Raw genomic sequence first — 17,191 nt, 5'->3', positions numbered from 1 at the left:
TAAACATCGTTTCGAAAAAATAATTTTCCAAACTTGCTTATTGTTCTAAAACAGACAAATACCTGTGTTACATGTCTGTTGAATCTTTCCCTACCAATACTTGTCTCGGCTTACTTCCTTCTGGTGGTCCTACGACCCCCCGCATTTCCATTTGATCGACAATGCGTGCTGCTCTTGAATATCCTACACGAAAACGTCTTTGCAGTAGAGAGACTGAGGCCGTTTGCATCTCTACGACTAATTGGACCGCATCGTCATAGAGCTCATCCGTCTCGTCAAACTGGTGGACTTCTTCGATTTCTGTTGGAATCATCTCTTCTTGATACTGTGCTTTTTGTTGTTGTATGACAAAGTCGACAACTGATTCCACTTCACGATCCGAGACGAATGCTCCTTGAACTCGTGTTGGCTTGGAAGCACCAGCCGGAAGGAACAACATATCCCCTCTGCCTAGAAGTTTCTCAGCGCCACCACTGTCAAGAATCGTTCGGGAATCGATCGCAGAAGAGACCGAAAATGCAATTCTAGATGGAATGTTAGCCTTGATGATCCCTGTAATGACATCTACACTTGGTCGCTGAGTTGCGATGATCAAATGGATGCCAGCGGCCCGCGCCATTTGAGCAAGACGTGTAATTGCATCTTCTACTTCGTTAGATGCAACCATCATCAAATCAGCAAGCTCGTCCACAATAACTACGATATATGGCATTTTAGGATGTTTCTCATCATTCTCTTCATTCCATGTGTCGATGTGGGAGTTATAGCCCTCGATATTCCTCGTACCTGTATGAGAAAACAGCTCATAGCGTCTTTCCATTTCAGACACGACTTTCTTTAGTGCTTGCGCCGCTTTTCTAGGATCTGTAACAACAGGTGCAAGCAAGTGCGGAATACCGTTATAGACATTGAGTTCCACCATCTTAGGGTCAATCATCATCATTTTCACTTCATGAGGTTTAGCCCTCATTATAATACTGATGATAATTCCATTTACACAGACACTCTTACCACTACCAGTAGCTCCCGCAATGAGTACGTGAGGCATCTTGTTCAATTCTGAAAGCATTGCCTCTCCAGTCACATCTCGTCCTAATGCAATAAGAAGTTTCGAATCGGGACGGTTATTCTCTTTCGCTTCTAGCACTTCACGCAAACTCACTACTGCAACCGCGGTATTAGGCACTTCAATTCCTACAGCGGATTTCCCTGGAATTGGTGCTTCAATCCGAATCCCACTTGCTGCAAGCGCAAGCGCGATGTCATCGGCCAAACTGACAATTCGGCTTACTTTCACACCGGTATCAGGCAGTACTTCATACTTGGTTACTGCTGGTCCTAGATGGACTTGTGTAACGCGTGCTTTCACGCCAAAACTATGGAATGTCCGTTCCAGTTTTTGTGCGTTTGCTTGAATTGCGTTGTATTCACCAGACTGATCATTTTCAGGGGGTTGTTTTAATAGATTAAACGAAGGCAATTGATACGATTCGTTCTCTTTTTCTCCTGAGACACCTTGATAGGGATCTTTAGATGATTCAGTTGAATCAGGCTCTTTTTCATCTACATGTGGTGCGGGTTCCGTCTCTTTTTGAGTCGGAATTTGTGTTTCATCATTCCGTTCATTAAATGCTGAAATGATCGGCTGCACATAGGGTTCCTCTTCCTCAGGCTTCGCTACAGCATTCATAGTAGATCCCTTTTCTTGAACAAGGTCATTCTGATGTTTGCTCGAGCGTGTTGTCCGAGTTGGTTTTGACTTCTTTTCTGGGGCTGCTTTAGGTGCAGTACGGAAATTAATACCTTTAAGCTTCTGTTTTATGGTTGAAAATGCAGCTGGGAACCACTCAGCAAGATATGGTGCGAGTGCTTTACCAGATACGAGGATCAGCCCTGTTAACAAAAGCAATACACCAGCGACAGCTGCACCTGCAGAATCGAAGAGCGAATAGAACATTGCAAAAAGGACGGCTCCGATCATACCGCCGCCAAGCGTTCCACCTCTAGTACTAATCCCTCCATTTGAGATAAGCACTTTCCACGTTTCCTTTAAAGCGGAATCCGACATAAGGACACGACTAGCGGACAGTTCTTTAAACAAAAGGATGTGGCTGAATAGGAGCAGGCTTGCCAAAATGCAAAGACTTCCACCGACAATACGATTTTTCCAACCAAGTTCTCCACGTTTCACCATAAATAGTATTGCTTGAACTATAAGGATGAACGGTAAAGCTACATGCCAATTACCAAATAGGAATCTGCCAAATGAACCTAGACCTCTACCCACGATGCCGAATTCAAAAATCATAATGACTGCAAGTGCAAGCATCGTTAAACCGATTACTTCAAATAACAGCGGATTTAATGGCGATTTCCCCTTTTTTTTACTAGGGGATCGTTTCTTTTTCTTTTTTGAAACTTTCTTAGACATGCTGTACCTCCTTTTTGCGAAAAAAGGATTTCCTGCCTGACGGCAAGGAAATCCTTAAGAAGAATCTTTCGATCAATACTCCATAATAATTGGAATAATCATTGGTCGTCTCTTCGTTTGCTGATACAAATAAGAGCTGAGCGTGTCTCGGATCTCTTGTTTAATGTTTGTCCATTCAAACGTTTCTTTATTCACGTATTTTTCTACAATTTTACGAATCAGATTAGATGCTTCTTCTAGCAACTCTTCTGATTCACGAACGTAGACAAATCCACGGGAGACGATTTCAGGACCTGCTGCAATTTTCTTTTGCTTGCGGCTTAATGTAATGACAATTGTAAAGATCCCATCTTGGGATAAGAGTTTACGATCGCGTAAGACAATATTTCCAACGTCCCCTACACCAATACCATCAATCAAAATATTTCCTGCTGTTACGCGCCCACTCATTCTGATCTTACCACTCTTGTATTCAACGATATCGCCTTTATCCGCAATGAAGATTTGGTTTTTGCGCATACCAGTCTCTTGTGCAAGTTTCGAGTGAGCAATAAGCATTCTGTATTCACCCGTTACTGGAATGAAGTTTTTCGGTTGCATAAGATTAAGCATCATTTTCAAATCTTCTTGACTACCATGTCCTGAAACATGGACATTACGCGCAGACGTCAAGACGGTTGCCCCTGCTTTTGCAAGTTCGTTCATCATTGAATATACAGAGACCTCAGATCCTGGTGACGGTGTAACAGTGATCAACACCGTATCTGTATCTTTAATACGAATATCCCGATGATGTTTGCGAACGATTTTTTCAAGTGCTTCAAGTGGTTCACCTTGGTTACCTGTCAAAATAATGACGACTTCGCTATCATTGTAGTTCCCGATATCTTTAACAGAAATGACGATACCTTCGCCGACATTTAAATAGCCAAGTTTCACGCCAACTTCAAAGTAGCTTTCCAAGCTTTTCCCGACAACAGCAACTTTCTTGCCTGCCTCAGCCGCTTTGTCTAAAACTTGCTGGATCCGGAGGAAATTCGAAGCATAGACTGCCACTAGAATTCTTCCCTCTGCACCATAAAAAGTTTTTGACAATTGAGTTTCGACTACTGTTTCCGATGTTGTATAACCAGGTCGCTCAGCTTCAGTTGAATCGGACATTAAAATAAATACGCCCTCTTCACCAAGAGCCGCCATTTTCCCTAGATCCGGCTTGTATGGGCCTTTAGCTGCCTGGTCAAATTTGAACTCTCCTGTGTGAACGATTGCTCCTTCACTCGTATGGAACACAATACCAAGTGCATCAGGAATACTATGAGTCGTATTGAAAAATGTCACGTATGTACGCTTGAAATTCATACGACTCTTTGTTGATACTTCGAAGAACTTCACATTCGAAGGAGCAGGCATTACTTTCAAATGCTCTTTAGCAAGTGCAAGTGTTAGTTTTGACCCGTAAACTGGAGCTTGTACCTTTTGTAACAAATACGCGATTGCACCAATTGCATCCTCATGACCGTGCGTTAAGAAAATCCCTTTAACACGTTCTTTGTTTTCTTCTAGGTATGTCATATCCGGAATTACGAAATCGATTCCCAGCATTTCTTCTTCTGGGAACATCAGGCCCGCATCGACAACAAATAATTCATCATCAATTTCTACCACATACATCGATTTCCCTAATTCTCCCACCCCGCCAAGCGGAATGACTTTTATTACTTCATTTTTGACTTTAGTCACATTGTTTCCTCCTATATAAAATTCCCGCTCTAAACGACTAGTTCTCATTATACTTGACATAGCACTTCTGCACAAACAAAAAAAGCCGGCAGTCTCGCCGGCTATTCCCATTTTGAATCAAATTGTTGTTTAAACGTTTGTAGAGTAAGGTCCAAATAAGAATCCTCTTCTGAAATTCCGATAAGGGGTAGACGAACATCTCCCACTGGAAGCCCAACCTTTTTCAAGAAATACTTAATCGGCACTGGATTAGGTTTTGAAAATACCGACTGAAATAGAGGCATGAGAGATTGATGGAGAAGAGCAGCATTGGCAATGTTTCCGTTATGAAAATCATGGATCATGCGTTGCATCTCGAGTCCTACGATATGCGAAGACACAGAAATAACTCCGGATCCACCAATTGCCATCAGCGGTAACGTTAATGCATCATCACCACTGTAGACACTGAATGTATCGTCTGTTCCTTCAATGATTGCAGCCATTTGCTCCAAGTCTCCGCTCGCTTCCTTCACTGCTTCAATATTCGTTATTTTCGATAATCGAATCACTGTTTCTGCAGATAAATTCACACCGGATCTTCCGGGAATGTTATAGAGCAAAACCGGTAGTGAAGTGCTTTCTGCAATGGATTTAAAATGTACGTACATACCGTTTTGATCAGGTTTGTTGTAATAGGGCACAACAAGCATCACCCCATCCGCACCAAGCTGTTCAGCACGTTTCGTCGCTCGTATTGAACCGCGAGTATCATTACTACCCGTACCAGCAATGACAGGGATCCGTTTATCCACAATCGAAATTGCATGAGCGAGCAATTTCTCTTTTTCTTCTTCTGACAAAGTAGGTGATTCCCCAGTTGTTCCATTGACAATGAGCGAATTCGTTCCGTTTTCGATTAAGTGATTAATAAGAAGTCGTGTCACTTTATAGTCAATCTCACCTTCTTCGTTAAACGGTGTGACCATCGCTGTACCAATCGAACCTAACTTCATGCGCACCCTTCCTTTTCAGTTATCTAGTTGTTTTGTGCGTCGCGATTTTTAAGGAGCTGTTCTGCAATTTGAACAGAGTTTAACGCAGCACCCTTCAATAAGTTATCCGCGACAACCCACAAGTGAAAGCCTCTTGGATGATCTGGATCTTTCCGAATACGTCCAACATAGACATCGTCCTTGTTTTCCGCAAAAAGTGGCATCGGATACGTTTGCGTTGAAGGATTATCTTGAACGACCACACCTGGAGCTTTTGCAATCGCTCGACTGAATTCCTCCGCTGTAATACCTTCTTTATCTATCTCCACGTATACTGATTCTGAATGCCCGTTGACGACCGGCAACCTTACGCAAGTTGCGGATACAGCAATGGATGGATCATTGAATATTTTTTTCGTTTCATTGATCATTTTCCATTCTTCTTTCGTATAACCCATATCGTCAAAAGAATCGATTTGCGGAATCGCGTTAAACGCGATTGGATAATGTCGTGCAGCACCAGCACTCGGCAGCTGTGACGCTGAATTTTCTGCTCTGCTGTCAAATTGTCCACTTTGCGATTTTAATTCCAATATCGCATCTGCTCCAGCACCAGAAACCGCTTGATACGTAGATACAATTATTTTCTTAATGCCAAACGCTTCTTTTACGGGATTAAGTGCAACGACCATTTGAATCGTTGAACAGTTAGGATTTGCGATCAACCCGTTATGGGTGTTCAACGCTTTAGGATTCACTTCAGGGACAACTAGTGGAACCTCTGCATCCATTCTGAACGCACTAGTGTTATCGATCACAATGGTCCCTCTACGAGTGGCTTCAGTTGCAAGTTGTTCTGAAATTGCCCCTCCCGCACTGAAAAAAGCAAAATCGACGCCATTGAATGACTCTGGTTTCGCTTCTTCGATAGTGAATAATCTTCCACCTGCTTGAATAACAGTACCCGCTGATCGGGATGAAGCCAACAACTTTACTGAACGGAACGGGAAAGCCCGTTCAATAAGTTTATCGAGTATTTTCGCGCCCACTGCGCCTGTTGCACCAACAATCGCAACTGTATAAGTTTGCATAATGATTCTCCTTCGCTAACACGATGACTCACAAAAAATGAGAACATCGATAATTCGTATTGCAGGAATTATACCATAACATTGAATAATCGGTGGTTTTATTTTTCAGAAGAATGAAGTATCAATAGAGGCTGGAGCTGTTCCTTTCCAATGGCTGCTGCTGCTGCTTCAACAATTAATGAAAAGTCGCTAATGAGGGAGTTTGGTTTTTTAAAGGGATCGTCTTGACCGAATGGGATGAAGAACACATTTTTCATGTTTAATAATTTGACTAGATTAGCTGCATTCAATCCCAGTGCGTCATTAGTTGAGATCCCGAGAAGAACTGGTGAATAGTTACGTAACGTCGCTTTAGCAGCCATGAGAACAGGAGAATCGGTAGCAGCGTTCGCAAAGCGGCTCATCGAATTCCCAGTAAGTGGAGCGATAATCATGCAGTCGACCGGAGTGGATGGACCAAAAGGTTCAGCGCCCGCAATTGAAGAAATCACTTTTTCTCCAGTTGCCCGCTCGATCTTTTCAATCCATTCTTCTCCAGTACCGAAACGTGTAGCTGCTGTAAGGACAGAATGAGTAATGACAGGTACAACCGTTGCCCCTGCGTCTTGAAGTTTAGTAATCATCGGCAACAATTCTTCGTACGTACAATGGGACGCTGTAATCCCCAATCCAATACGTTTGTTTTCAAGCATTTTTTTACTCCTTTCCTCTGCACATCCTCAAAATTGTATCTGCCAAATAGCTTGCTGCTCTTTGCGGGAAATGTTTTCCCGGCAGACCGAGGTGTAACGTATAGTATGCAGAGGACATTCCGGGCTTTAGGCACCCGGGCTTAGATGCCAGATCAAACACTCGCAAAGTATCTTCTGGCTGTATAGCTAGCCATTGCGATGGAATGGTGTTTATCAGAAAACCAGGTTTGAATTCAACATCTGGCGATAGATTTTTCACTTCAAATCCCAAGGCTTCAGCTTCTCCGAGTTGAGCTTCTGATCTTGCAAAAACCGTTAGTTTCGCTCCAGATGCCGAGAGAACGTGAGCAAGCATTCTTCCGACTCTTCCAAAACCAGCTATTTGAAAATGGGTGCTTGCAATTGGCGTGTTTGTTTCCAGATAAAATTCTTTCACGAACCCTTCTGCCGTGAGTAGAGCATTATTCCAAACAAATCGTTCATCACTTAAATAACTCGATACAAAATGACCTTCGGATTTCAATGCCATTTTCTGGATTCCAGGAATAATACCTGTGAAAAATACAGTTCCTTTGGAAAATAGCTTTGAGTCGAGCATCCCTTTCACTCCTTGTATCGGCAACACAATATGGGTGGGATGAATTGTAGCAATCTTGTTTGTAAGCTCATCTGTAACTTCATCTTTTAAATGAACAGTAACATCCAAACCTTTTTCTTTGAACATACGGGCACATTCTTCTATTCGAAGATCAGAACCAATCAACAGCCAACGCGCTTCACTCATCAAATTCTGCCCCATCCAATAAGTGAGTACGACCAAATAAAATTCGGTGTTCGCCAATCAACACGATTTCGCTCCAAGGAATATATTGTTTTGACCCTTCTTTCTTCTGCAGAAATGGTATTTTACTCGCTCGATCACGAATTTCAAATCCAATAATATTACCGCTCGAGCGATCGAATAACAAATCCGTATCCGCTAAAAACCCGTAACGGATGCCCTCTTCCACTTGAATCAATTCTTTTTGAGCGAGCTCAGACAATAGCACATGCATTCCTCCTAGTCTCTTTACAACTAGTCTATGATTGAACATGTGAAAAGCTGACAATCCGTTTCATTAGTCTTGATTTGGAGAAAGAATGGATATTGCAGGTGCATTCCCTAGCAACGTATTTGCCATTTCCGCTACGTCTTTTGTCGTAACAGCTTGGATCCGAGCGATGATTTCTTCTTCCGAACGATGTTCACCAAGGATCAACTCGTTATTACCATTTCGATGCATTCTTGCTTCTGTACTCTCTAATCCGATTAAGTAACTTCCGCGCATTTGTTCTTTTGCATTTCTGAGTTCTTCAGCAGTTACTCCACGCTCGATGATCTCGTGAATAACGGATTGAACGGTTTCAAATAACTGTTGTTCGTTCTCTGGAGAAGCTGCGCAACCAATGACGAATGCACCTTCATCTGCATGAGAAGCATAGTAAGAGTAAACCGAGTACGCCAAACCTTTTTCTTCTCTCACTTCTTGGAACAATCGCGATGACATAGTTCCTCCAAGAATACTATCGAGCAATGCCAAGCTGTATATGTCAGGGTGCTTGAGGGGAAGTCCAGGATAGCCTAAGAACAGATGAGATTGCTCGATATCTTTTGATTTTCGTCCTTCTCTACTTTTGAAAGTAGCCTGTTTCAAAGTTGGGCGTGGCTCGTTTGAAATGGGCTTGCTAAATGTCCCAAATAGTTGCTCAATCGCTTGTAACAAGGAATTATCAAAATTCCCTGCAACAGAAATGACAATCCGGTCCGGTGTATAAAAACGATTCATGAATGAGACAAGGTTCTGCCTAGTAAAAGACTGAACACGCCCTGGTGTACCGCCAATCGGTTTACCTATGGAATGGTCGGGATACATGAGTGCCCATAAGCGCTCATCCGCATCTTCTTCTGGCGAATCCTCAACGGATGCGAGCTCGTCGATAATAACGGATTTTTCTTTTGCCATTTCCAACTCATCTAATTTAGAATTCAACAGCATATCTGCTAAAATGCGGGCTGCGTCTTCTGCGCGATCTTCTAAAACGGTTGCGTAGAAACAAGTCGCTTCCTTTGTTGTAAAGGCGTTGATATCACCTCCAAATCGATCAAATTGTTGTGCGATTTCTTTTGCTGTCAGGGACGTGGTGCCTTTAAAGAGCATGTGCTCAATGAAATGTGCAATGCCTTCCTCACCGTTTAGTTCTTCGGAAGACCCTACTTTTACCCATATCCCAAGAGATACCGAACGGGCGTGGGATATAGCTTCACTTACGACCCTTACGCCATTTTCTAATGTTTGTATAGTTACCATTGTTGTGCCTCCCGATTCTACATAAACAAAAAAGCCCCGCTCTCACAACTGTGGGAGGGAGGCTTCTTGCGATATAAATTACTCGCCTTTTTGTTCTGCTTTTTCTTTTTCTTCTTTTATGACAATTTTACGAGATAAGTTAACGCGACCTTGGTTGTCAATTTCGATGACTTTGACGAAGAGTTCGTCACCCAATTTCATAACGTCTTCTACTGCTTTCGTACGTTCTTCTTGAATTTCGGAAATGTGGAGCAATCCATCTTTTCCTGGGAATAACTCAAGGAAAGCACCGAATTTTTCAATGCGTTTCACTTTTGCCATGTAATATTCTCCGACTTTTGCTTCGCGGACGATGTTTTCAATCATCTTCTTCGCTTTGTCGTTCATCTCAGAATCAGGAGACGAAATGTAGATTGTCCCATCTTGTTCTGTATCGATTTTCACGCCAGTTTCTTCAATAATCTTGTTGATAACTTTTCCACCAGGTCCGATAACATCACGGATCTTGTCTGGATTGATATGAATCATAATAATCTTAGGAGCATATTTCGAAAGCTCTTGTGCTGGCTGTGCAATCGTTTCAAGCATATGACCAAGAATTTTCATACGGCCGATTTTTGCTTGTGCCAAAGCTTCTTCTAAGATTTGTCGTGAAAGACCATCGATTTTAATATCCATTTGAAGTGCTGTAATTCCTTCAGAAGTACCCGCTACTTTAAAGTCCATATCTCCTAGGTGGTCTTCCATTCCTTGGATATCAGACAGTACTGAGTAGTTGTCTCCTTTTTTCACAAGTCCCATTGCAATTCCTGCAACTGGAGCTTTGATTGGAACACCTGCATTCATCATAGCCATAGTGGATGCACAAATCGATGCCTGAGATGAAGAACCGTTAGATTCAAGAACTTCAGCAACAAGACGAATTGTATATGGGAACTCTTTTTCATCTGGAATAATTGTTGAAAGTGCGCGCTCTCCCAGTGCACCGTGACCAATTTCACGACGACCTGGAGCGCGGATTGGACCTGTTTCTCCAACACTGAAGTTCGGGAAGTTATAGTGGTGCATGAAGCGTTTTGTTTCTTCCAGCCCCAGCCCATCAATAATTTGTACTTCACCGAGTGCACCTAGTGTACATACGCTAAGCGCTTGAGTTTGTCCGCGTGTAAATAGACCTGAACCGTGCGCTCTAGGAAGAATGCCTGTTTCTGAAGATAGTGGACGGATTTCTTCAAGTCCACGACCATCTGGACGTACTTTTTCATCTGTAATTAGACGACGTACTTCGTCCTTCACAAGCTTTTCTAAGACGTTACGAACTTGCTTCATCGTCGCGTCATCCGCTTCGTTTTCTTCGTAACGTGCAATCACTTCGTTTTTCACTGCAGTGATTGCTTCTTCACGTGCATGCTTTTCTTCAGTCTGAATTGCTTGGACTAAGTCGCTATTACAGCTCTCTTTAATCGATGCAACAAGATCCTGATCGAGTTGGAACAATTCGATCTCCATCTTTTCTTTGCCTACTTCTGCAATGATTTTCTCTTGGAAGGCAACGAGTTTTTTGATTTCATCATGACCAAACATGATTGCTTCCAACATAATATCTTCAGACACTTCTTTCGCGCCTGCTTCAACCATATTGATTGCATCTTTTGTACCGGCTACAACAAGGTCAAGCTCGCTTGCTTCAAGTTGTGTTGGTGTAGGATTGACGATGAATTCGCCATTTAAACGACCAATTTGAACGCCTGCAATTGGACCATCAAATGGAATATCTGAAATGGAAATTGCAAGTGATGAACCGATCATTGCTGCCATTTCTGACGAACAGTCTTGATCCACTGACATTACAAGTGAAATTACTTGCAAGTCATTACGGAATCCTTCAGGAAATAGAGGTCTAATTGGACGGTCAATTAAACGGCTCGTCAAAATTGCTTTTTCAGAAGGACGTCCTTCACGCTTGATGAATCCTCCTGGGATTTTACCAACTGCATATAGACGTTCTTCATAATTCACAGTAAGGGGGAAGAAATCCAATGCTTTTGGCTTTTTAGAAGCTGTTGCAGTAGAGAGGACTGTCGTTTCTCCGTAGCGTACGAAAACAGCCCCGTTTGCTTGCTTAGCGAGCTGTCCTGTTTCGATGGTGAGCTCTCTGCCAGCCCAATCCATTGTAAACTTTTTATGTTCTGTCATGATTGATCTCCTCTCGATTTACATCCAGTGTATACGTAGTATGTATTACGTAATAGTGTATCAAATTAAGCAATGGTTTGCGAAATATTTCATTAAGTAATGGGGTTTAGGGAGCAAAGGCGTCTGAAAAACCGTCCGTTTGCATAGAAAAAAGCGGGCAAAGCCCGCTTTTTCGGTTGTCAATATTAACGGCGTAGGCCGAGTTTAGCGATTAGATCACGGTAACGTGCAACTTCTGTTTCACGCAAGAATTTCAAAAGACGACGACGTGTACCGACCATCTTATAAAGACCGCGGCGTGAGTGGTTATCCTTCTTGTGTGAACGCAAGTGCTCGTTCAAGTTGTTGATCTCTTCAGTAAGGATAGCGATCTGAACATCTGCAGACCCTGTGTCGTTTTCATGAATCTTGAATTCGTTGATCAATTCATGTTTACGCTCTTGTGTAATAGCCATCCTAGTCACCTCCCATTCTTTAATATCCCCAAGTCCCAAGCATACGTTGGTGAATCGTTATGCCAAGGAAAGGTTCGTGTACACTGTACACTCACCTATCATAGCATGCGCAACTTCCCCTTGCAACCGTCAGTCTTTTTCAGAAAGAATCTTTTTTGCGGTTTCTTTATCTTTCGCAATTTGATTTTTTAGCATTTCAATTGAATCGAATTTCTGTTCAGGTCTAATATGGGCAATCCAGTCAACAATTCCTTGTTTGCCGTATAGATCTCCATCAAAATTGAAGACATTCACTTCAATCGTTTTTCGTGCCTCATCAGGATGATCAAAGGTTGGCTTAACGCCGATATTACAAACTCCATCATAAGTAGTGCCGTCTACTGTAAATCGAACTGCATAGACTCCATTTTGCGGAACTATGAGTTCAGCACCCGGGATAATATTTGCGGTTGGAAAACCAAGCTGCCTACCACGCTTATCCCCATCTACTACTTTGCCGATTGAACGAAATGGTCTGCCAAGTAACGATGCAGTTTTTGCTACATCTCCTTCTGCCAGTAACTTGCGGATACGTGTGGATGAAATTTTTTCATCATTCTCAGCAACTTTTTCTACCTGTGTCGTACCAAATGCTCCATTCGCTAGAGAAGCCATCTGATCCATTGTTCCTTTACCTTTTGCACCAAATGTAAAGTCAAAACCAGCTGTTACATGACGCACATTCAACTTTTTCAACACTTGGTCAACAAATTCTTCCGGCGTCAAGTCAGCAAGGCCACGATCAAATGTAACGATAAACAATGTGTCTATGCCCATTTCATTAAGAATCCTCTTTTTCTCTTCCAAAGGCGTGATGTAACCAATCTTTCCTTTTTCACCCGAAAATAGATGAGATGGATGCGGATTGAATGTCATGACAGCTGGTAAAACATCTAGTTGTTTTGATGTGTCAATGGCGCGTTGTATGACTGTCTGATGACCTTCATGCAATCCATCGAAAAAACCGATAGCTACTGAGAATTCTTTGTCAATATTTTGAACGATCCCATGGTCAACTTGCAACTCAATTATTTCCACGGTCCTTGTCCTCCTCTGCTCTATTAACCGGGAACATTTTCACCGGTTTCATTAGCCCTTGTTTTTCTGGATGAGGCGCGTACACGGCTAGAGCTTTACTGTTTAACACAAACAGGGCTTCGTCTACTGAATCGAAAATCGGATGAAGGGGTAGAACTTGGCCATTTAAAATCTTGGTTAGCAGTTCTTCATTTTCATCCAATTGCACCTCAACAATTCCATTTAATGCTGATTCCAAAGGTTTTAAAAACGTTTCAAGAATACCTGCATCTTGCATCTCGCGCACTTCATCAATCGTGCGACAGTCATTTTGTGTAAACGTTCCAGAAGCCGTTCTAACTAATTGGGACATATGAGCAGGATACCCAAGTTTTTCTCCTATTTGAACTGCAAGTGTACGGATGTACGTCCCTTTACCACAAGAAACTCTAATGGTAAAACGAGGCTCAACTCCCTTGAATTGCTCATCTTCACTTATTAACTCGATTTCATGGATGTGGACTATCCGTTCTGGGCGTTCCACTTCAATTCCTTTTCTTGCATACTCGTAAAGCTTTCTTCCATTTACTTTAACAGCAGAATACATGGGTGGAATTTGTGTGATAGAACCTGTCAAAGATTCTAATGCTTGCAGGATTTGTTCACGAGTGATTACCTTTTCCGATAAATCCTCCTGAACAACAGCCCCATCCGCATCTTCAGTTTCGGTTGCCTTTCCAATTAATACTTCAGCAATGTATTCTTTTCCTGAATCTGTAATGTACGATGCGACTTTAGTGGCTGAGCCGATGCAAATCGGAAGGACACCCTCTACATTCGGGTCAAGAGTGCCTGTATGCCCTACTTTTTTCGTGCGGAGAATTTTCCGTAATTTAAATACACAATCATGTGAGGTCAACCCTTTTTCTTTCCACAGCGGCAGGATTCCGTCCATTTCATCGCCTCCTCTTATCCAACTAGTTAAATGCTATGTAAACGTAAAAAGGGATCGGAAATCCAATTGGATACCGATCCCTTTTGTTTAATTGTCCGACTCGTCGTCCTTCACTTCACGTAGAAGTGATTCGATTCGGTTGCCGTATGCGACGGATTCATCAAACGCGAAATCGATCTCTGGTGTTTTTCTTAAACGGATTCGTTTTCCAATTTCAGAGCGGATGAATCCTTTTGCTTTCTTTAGCCCTTCTAGTGACGCTTCTCTCTCAGAATCTTTTCCAAGAACAGAAATATAGATCGTTGCCTGTTGTAGATCCCCTGTTACTTCCACATCGGTAACTGTGACGAAACCAATGCGAGGATCTTTTAGACGTTGGCCTATAATGTCACCGAGCTCTTTTTTCATTTGTTCTGCAACTCGATTAACACGCATTGACATGGAGTTTCACCCCGCTTCACTATCCTGGATAGTCAATCTGTATTTCAGTTAGTTCCCACTCTGGATTGGACTCAAGAAATCGCTGAACGCGATGAATTTCACGTTCAGCGGCTTCCGTTGAAGAGGCAATTGCGACAACACCCAGTGTTGTACGTTGCCAGAGATCTTGATGATCCAATTCAGCTATAGAAACATTATACCCATTTTTAACACGATCGATCATTCGTTTAAGCACGGAACGTTTATCTTTTAGAGAAGCCGCCATTGGAATGATGAACGAACACTCTGCATAAACAATCACACGCGCTTAATTTCCTGCATGATGTACGGCTCAATAATGTCGCCTTCTTTTACATCATTGAAGTTCTTAATCGTAATTCCACACTCGTATCCTTTTGCGACTTCTTTGGCATCATCTTTGAAGCGTTTTAATGTATCCAATTCTCCTTCAAAAATGACGATGTTGTCTCGGTAAATACGAACTGAGGAATCTCTTGTTATCTTACCATCAGTTACATAACTTCCGGCAATTGTACCGATTTTAGAAACTTTGAATGTTTCACGGACTTCTACTTGACCGATTACTTTTTCTTCAAATTCAGGATCAAGCATACCTTTCATTGCAGATTCAATTTCTTCTACAACTTTATAGATGACACGGTGCAGACGAATGTCTACGCCCTCTTCATCAGCAGCACGTTTTGCATTGACATCTGGACGTACGTTGAATCCGATGACGATTGCGTTTGAAGCAGCAGCTAAGGAAATATCTGATTCATTGATAGCGCCAGCACCAGTGTGAATGATTTTCACATTGACACCTTCTACATCAATCTTCATGAGAGAAGCGGCCATTGCTTCCACTGTACCTTGAACATCAGCTTTAACAATCAGGTTCAATTCTTTCATTTCGCCTTCCTTCATCTGATCGAACAAGTTATCCAATGTTACGCGCGTTTTTTCTGTACGTTGTTCTTGGATTGCTTCCCCAGCACGGCTTTCACCGATTTGACGGGCAGTTTTCTCATCTTTGAAGACTACGAAACGATCACCTGCTTGAGGGACGTTGCTAAGACCTGTAATTTCAACCGGCGCAGAAGGGCCTGCTTCTTTAACCCGGCGACCCACGTCATTAATCATCGCACGTACTCGTCCGTATGTGTTTCCGACTACAACTGGATCACCAATACGAAGTGTACCATCTTGAACGAGTAGTGAAGCCACTGCACCACGACCACGGTCGAGTTGCGCCTCAATTACTGTTCCTTTAGCTCGAACGCCTGGATCCGCCTTCAATTCAGCAACTTCAGCCACAAGGAGAATCATTTCAATCAACTGGTCAATTCCTTCACCTTTAAGTGCAGAAATTTCAACAAAGATTGTATCTCCGCCCCAAGCTTCAGAAACTAAGCCGTGTTCTGTCAATTCTTGCATGACGCGATCTGGATTAGCAGATGGTTTATCCATTTTGTTGACAGCAACAATGATAGGAACTTCTGCTGCTTTCGCGTGGTTAATCGCTTCAACAGTTTGTGGCATTACTCCATCATCAGCAGCTACGACAAGGATTGTAAGGTCAGTAACCTTTGCACCACGTGCTCGCATTGTTGTGAATGCTGCGTGTCCTGGTGTATCAAGGAACGTAATCTTTTTACCGTTAGATTTGATTTGGTATGCTCCGATATGCTGAGTGATTCCGCCAGCTTCACCTTGTGTGACTTTCGTATCCCGAATGGAATCGAGTAATGTTGTTTTACCATGGTCTACGTGTCCCATGATCGTAACAACTGGTGGACGTTCAATTGCTTCTGTATCAGATTCTACTGCATCACCATCAGTATCTGGATCTTCAAAATAGATTTCAAGATCTGTTACATCAATGCGGATTTCCTCTTCTACTTCAACATCGTACTCTGCACAAATCAGTTCAATTGCATCTTTATCAAGCTCCTGGTTAATGGTAGCCATTACACCAAGAAGGAATAACTTTTTAATAATTTCAGATGGCTCGCGACCTAGTTTGTTCGCAAGTTCTCCAACAGAAAGTGACTCATAAAACGTAATTTTTTCTGGTAACGGCTTTTCCACTTTAGGCATTGGGTTCGCCGGACGGTGTCTGCGGCGACCTTGGTTAATACCTCGTGCTGGCGGACGTCCGCCACGACGATTCCCTCCGCCACCGCCTTGACGGTTTTGAGAAGATGGCCCTTGGTTAGGACGGTTTTGTCCTCCAGTTGATGGAGTGCCTTGACCGCCACTTGCTGGACGGCTGCTCGTTTGTCCCTGAGGACGATTGGCAGACTGGCCTTGTGGTCGGCTATTGCCGCCTTGACCTTGCGGGCGAGTGCCTGCTTGGCCTTGTGGACGATTCGTGCTTTGTCCTTGAGGACGGTTACCCGTTTGGCCTGTTGGGCGAGTGCTGCCCTGTCCCTGCGGACGGCTTCCTGTTTGGCCTTGTGGTCGGCTATTGCTTTGTCCCTGCGGACGGCTTCCCGTTTGACCTTGTGGTCGGCTATTGCCTTGCCCCTGTGGACGGTTGCTTGTTTGGCCTTGCGGTCGGCTATTGCCTTGCCCCTGTGGACGGTTGCCTGTTTGGCCTTGTGGACGAGGGGCACTTTGGTTGTTGGTTGGAGCATTTTTCGAAGTTGTAAACTTCTTATCCAATTTCTCCGCAGAGCTTGTATCGATCATAGACATGTGGTTCGTAACATCCACATTCATTTTACCTAGTTCTTCAATGACCTCTTTGCTTGATTTGTTAACCTTCTTCGCGTATTCATGTACACGTATTTTCGTCATTAGCCCACCCCCG

The 17,191-nt window shown here is 43.0% G+C and carries 15 protein-coding genes; all 15 read right to left on the bottom strand.

What is annotated here, in order from left to right; all coding sequences use genetic code 11:
- Nucleotides 1–67: 67 nt before the first annotated feature.
- Nucleotides 68–2,431, bottom strand: coding sequence for a DNA translocase FtsK (locus RL70_RS03175; RefSeq protein ID WP_039041968.1), 2,364 nt, complete (start codon nt 2,429–2,431; stop codon nt 68–70).
- A 72-nt stretch (nt 2,432–2,503) separates the two neighbouring features.
- Nucleotides 2,504–4,171 (bottom strand): ribonuclease J, encoded by a 1,668-nt coding sequence (locus RL70_RS03170; protein WP_039041967.1) that lies wholly within the window; start codon nt 4,169–4,171, stop codon nt 2,504–2,506.
- A 101-nt stretch (nt 4,172–4,272) separates the two neighbouring features.
- The gene (gene dapA / locus RL70_RS03165; RefSeq protein WP_039041966.1) at nt 4,273–5,166 is read right to left on the bottom strand and encodes a 4-hydroxy-tetrahydrodipicolinate synthase; all 894 of its coding nucleotides are present in this window, start codon (nt 5,164–5,166) and stop codon (nt 4,273–4,275) included.
- Between the two features lie 23 nt (nt 5,167–5,189).
- Nucleotides 5,190–6,236, bottom strand: a complete 1,047-nt coding sequence (locus RL70_RS03160) for an aspartate-semialdehyde dehydrogenase (RefSeq protein ID WP_039041965.1) — start codon at nt 6,234–6,236, stop codon at nt 5,190–5,192.
- Nucleotides 6,237–6,334: 98 nt separating this feature from the next.
- Nucleotides 6,335–6,928: a dipicolinate synthase subunit B gene (locus tag RL70_RS03155; protein ID WP_039041964.1), complete on the bottom strand. Its 594-nt coding sequence runs from the start codon at nt 6,926–6,928 to the stop codon at nt 6,335–6,337.
- A gap of 4 nt (nt 6,929–6,932) precedes the next feature.
- Nucleotides 6,933–7,712: a hypothetical protein gene (locus RL70_RS03150; protein WP_039041963.1), complete on the bottom strand. Its 780-nt coding sequence runs from the start codon at nt 7,710–7,712 to the stop codon at nt 6,933–6,935.
- The gene (locus tag RL70_RS03145; protein ID WP_369795180.1) at nt 7,705–7,983 is read right to left on the bottom strand and encodes a YlmC/YmxH family sporulation protein; all 279 of its coding nucleotides are present in this window, start codon (nt 7,981–7,983) and stop codon (nt 7,705–7,707) included. Before RL70_RS03145 ends, RL70_RS03150 begins: the two co-directional genes overlap by 8 nt.
- Before the next feature lie 63 nt (nt 7,984–8,046).
- On the bottom strand, nt 8,047–9,276 hold the full coding sequence (locus tag RL70_RS03140) for a pitrilysin family protein (RefSeq protein WP_039041961.1): 1,230 nt from the start codon (nt 9,274–9,276) through the stop codon (nt 8,047–8,049).
- Nucleotides 9,277–9,354: 78 nt separating this feature from the next.
- Nucleotides 9,355–11,472 carry a polyribonucleotide nucleotidyltransferase gene (gene pnp, locus RL70_RS03135; RefSeq protein WP_039041960.1) on the bottom strand — a complete coding sequence of 706 codons (2,118 nt, stop codon included), beginning with the start codon at nt 11,470–11,472 and terminating at the stop codon, nt 9,355–9,357.
- A gap of 185 nt (nt 11,473–11,657) precedes the next feature.
- Nucleotides 11,658–11,927 carry a 30S ribosomal protein S15 gene (rpsO, locus tag RL70_RS03130; RefSeq protein WP_039041959.1) on the bottom strand — a complete coding sequence of 90 codons (270 nt, stop codon included), beginning with the start codon at nt 11,925–11,927 and terminating at the stop codon, nt 11,658–11,660.
- Nucleotides 11,928–12,056: 129 nt separating this feature from the next.
- Nucleotides 12,057–13,004, bottom strand: a complete 948-nt coding sequence (locus RL70_RS03125; RefSeq protein WP_039041958.1) for a bifunctional riboflavin kinase/FAD synthetase — start codon at nt 13,002–13,004, stop codon at nt 12,057–12,059.
- Nucleotides 12,991–13,938 (bottom strand): tRNA pseudouridine(55) synthase TruB, encoded by a 948-nt coding sequence (gene truB, locus RL70_RS03120; RefSeq protein ID WP_039041957.1) that lies wholly within the window; start codon nt 13,936–13,938, stop codon nt 12,991–12,993. Before truB ends, RL70_RS03125 begins: the two co-directional genes overlap by 14 nt.
- 87 nt (nt 13,939–14,025) lie before the next feature.
- Nucleotides 14,026–14,379, bottom strand: a complete 354-nt coding sequence (rbfA, locus tag RL70_RS03115) for a 30S ribosome-binding factor RbfA (RefSeq protein WP_025785005.1) — start codon at nt 14,377–14,379, stop codon at nt 14,026–14,028.
- A 19-nt stretch (nt 14,380–14,398) separates the two neighbouring features.
- Nucleotides 14,399–14,680 carry a DUF503 domain-containing protein gene (locus RL70_RS03110; RefSeq protein ID WP_039041956.1) on the bottom strand — a complete coding sequence of 94 codons (282 nt, stop codon included), beginning with the start codon at nt 14,678–14,680 and terminating at the stop codon, nt 14,399–14,401.
- Nucleotides 14,677–17,178: a translation initiation factor IF-2 gene (gene infB, locus RL70_RS03105; protein ID WP_039041955.1), complete on the bottom strand. Its 2,502-nt coding sequence runs from the start codon at nt 17,176–17,178 to the stop codon at nt 14,677–14,679. Before infB ends, RL70_RS03110 begins: the two co-directional genes overlap by 4 nt.
- Between the last annotated feature and the right edge of the window lie 13 nt (nt 17,179–17,191).

Source organism: Sporosarcina sp. ZBG7A, assembly GCF_000813425.1.
GTDB lineage: Bacteria > Bacillota > Bacilli > Bacillales_A > Planococcaceae > Sporosarcina.
This window is presented reverse-complemented; position numbering and strand designations above follow the sequence as displayed.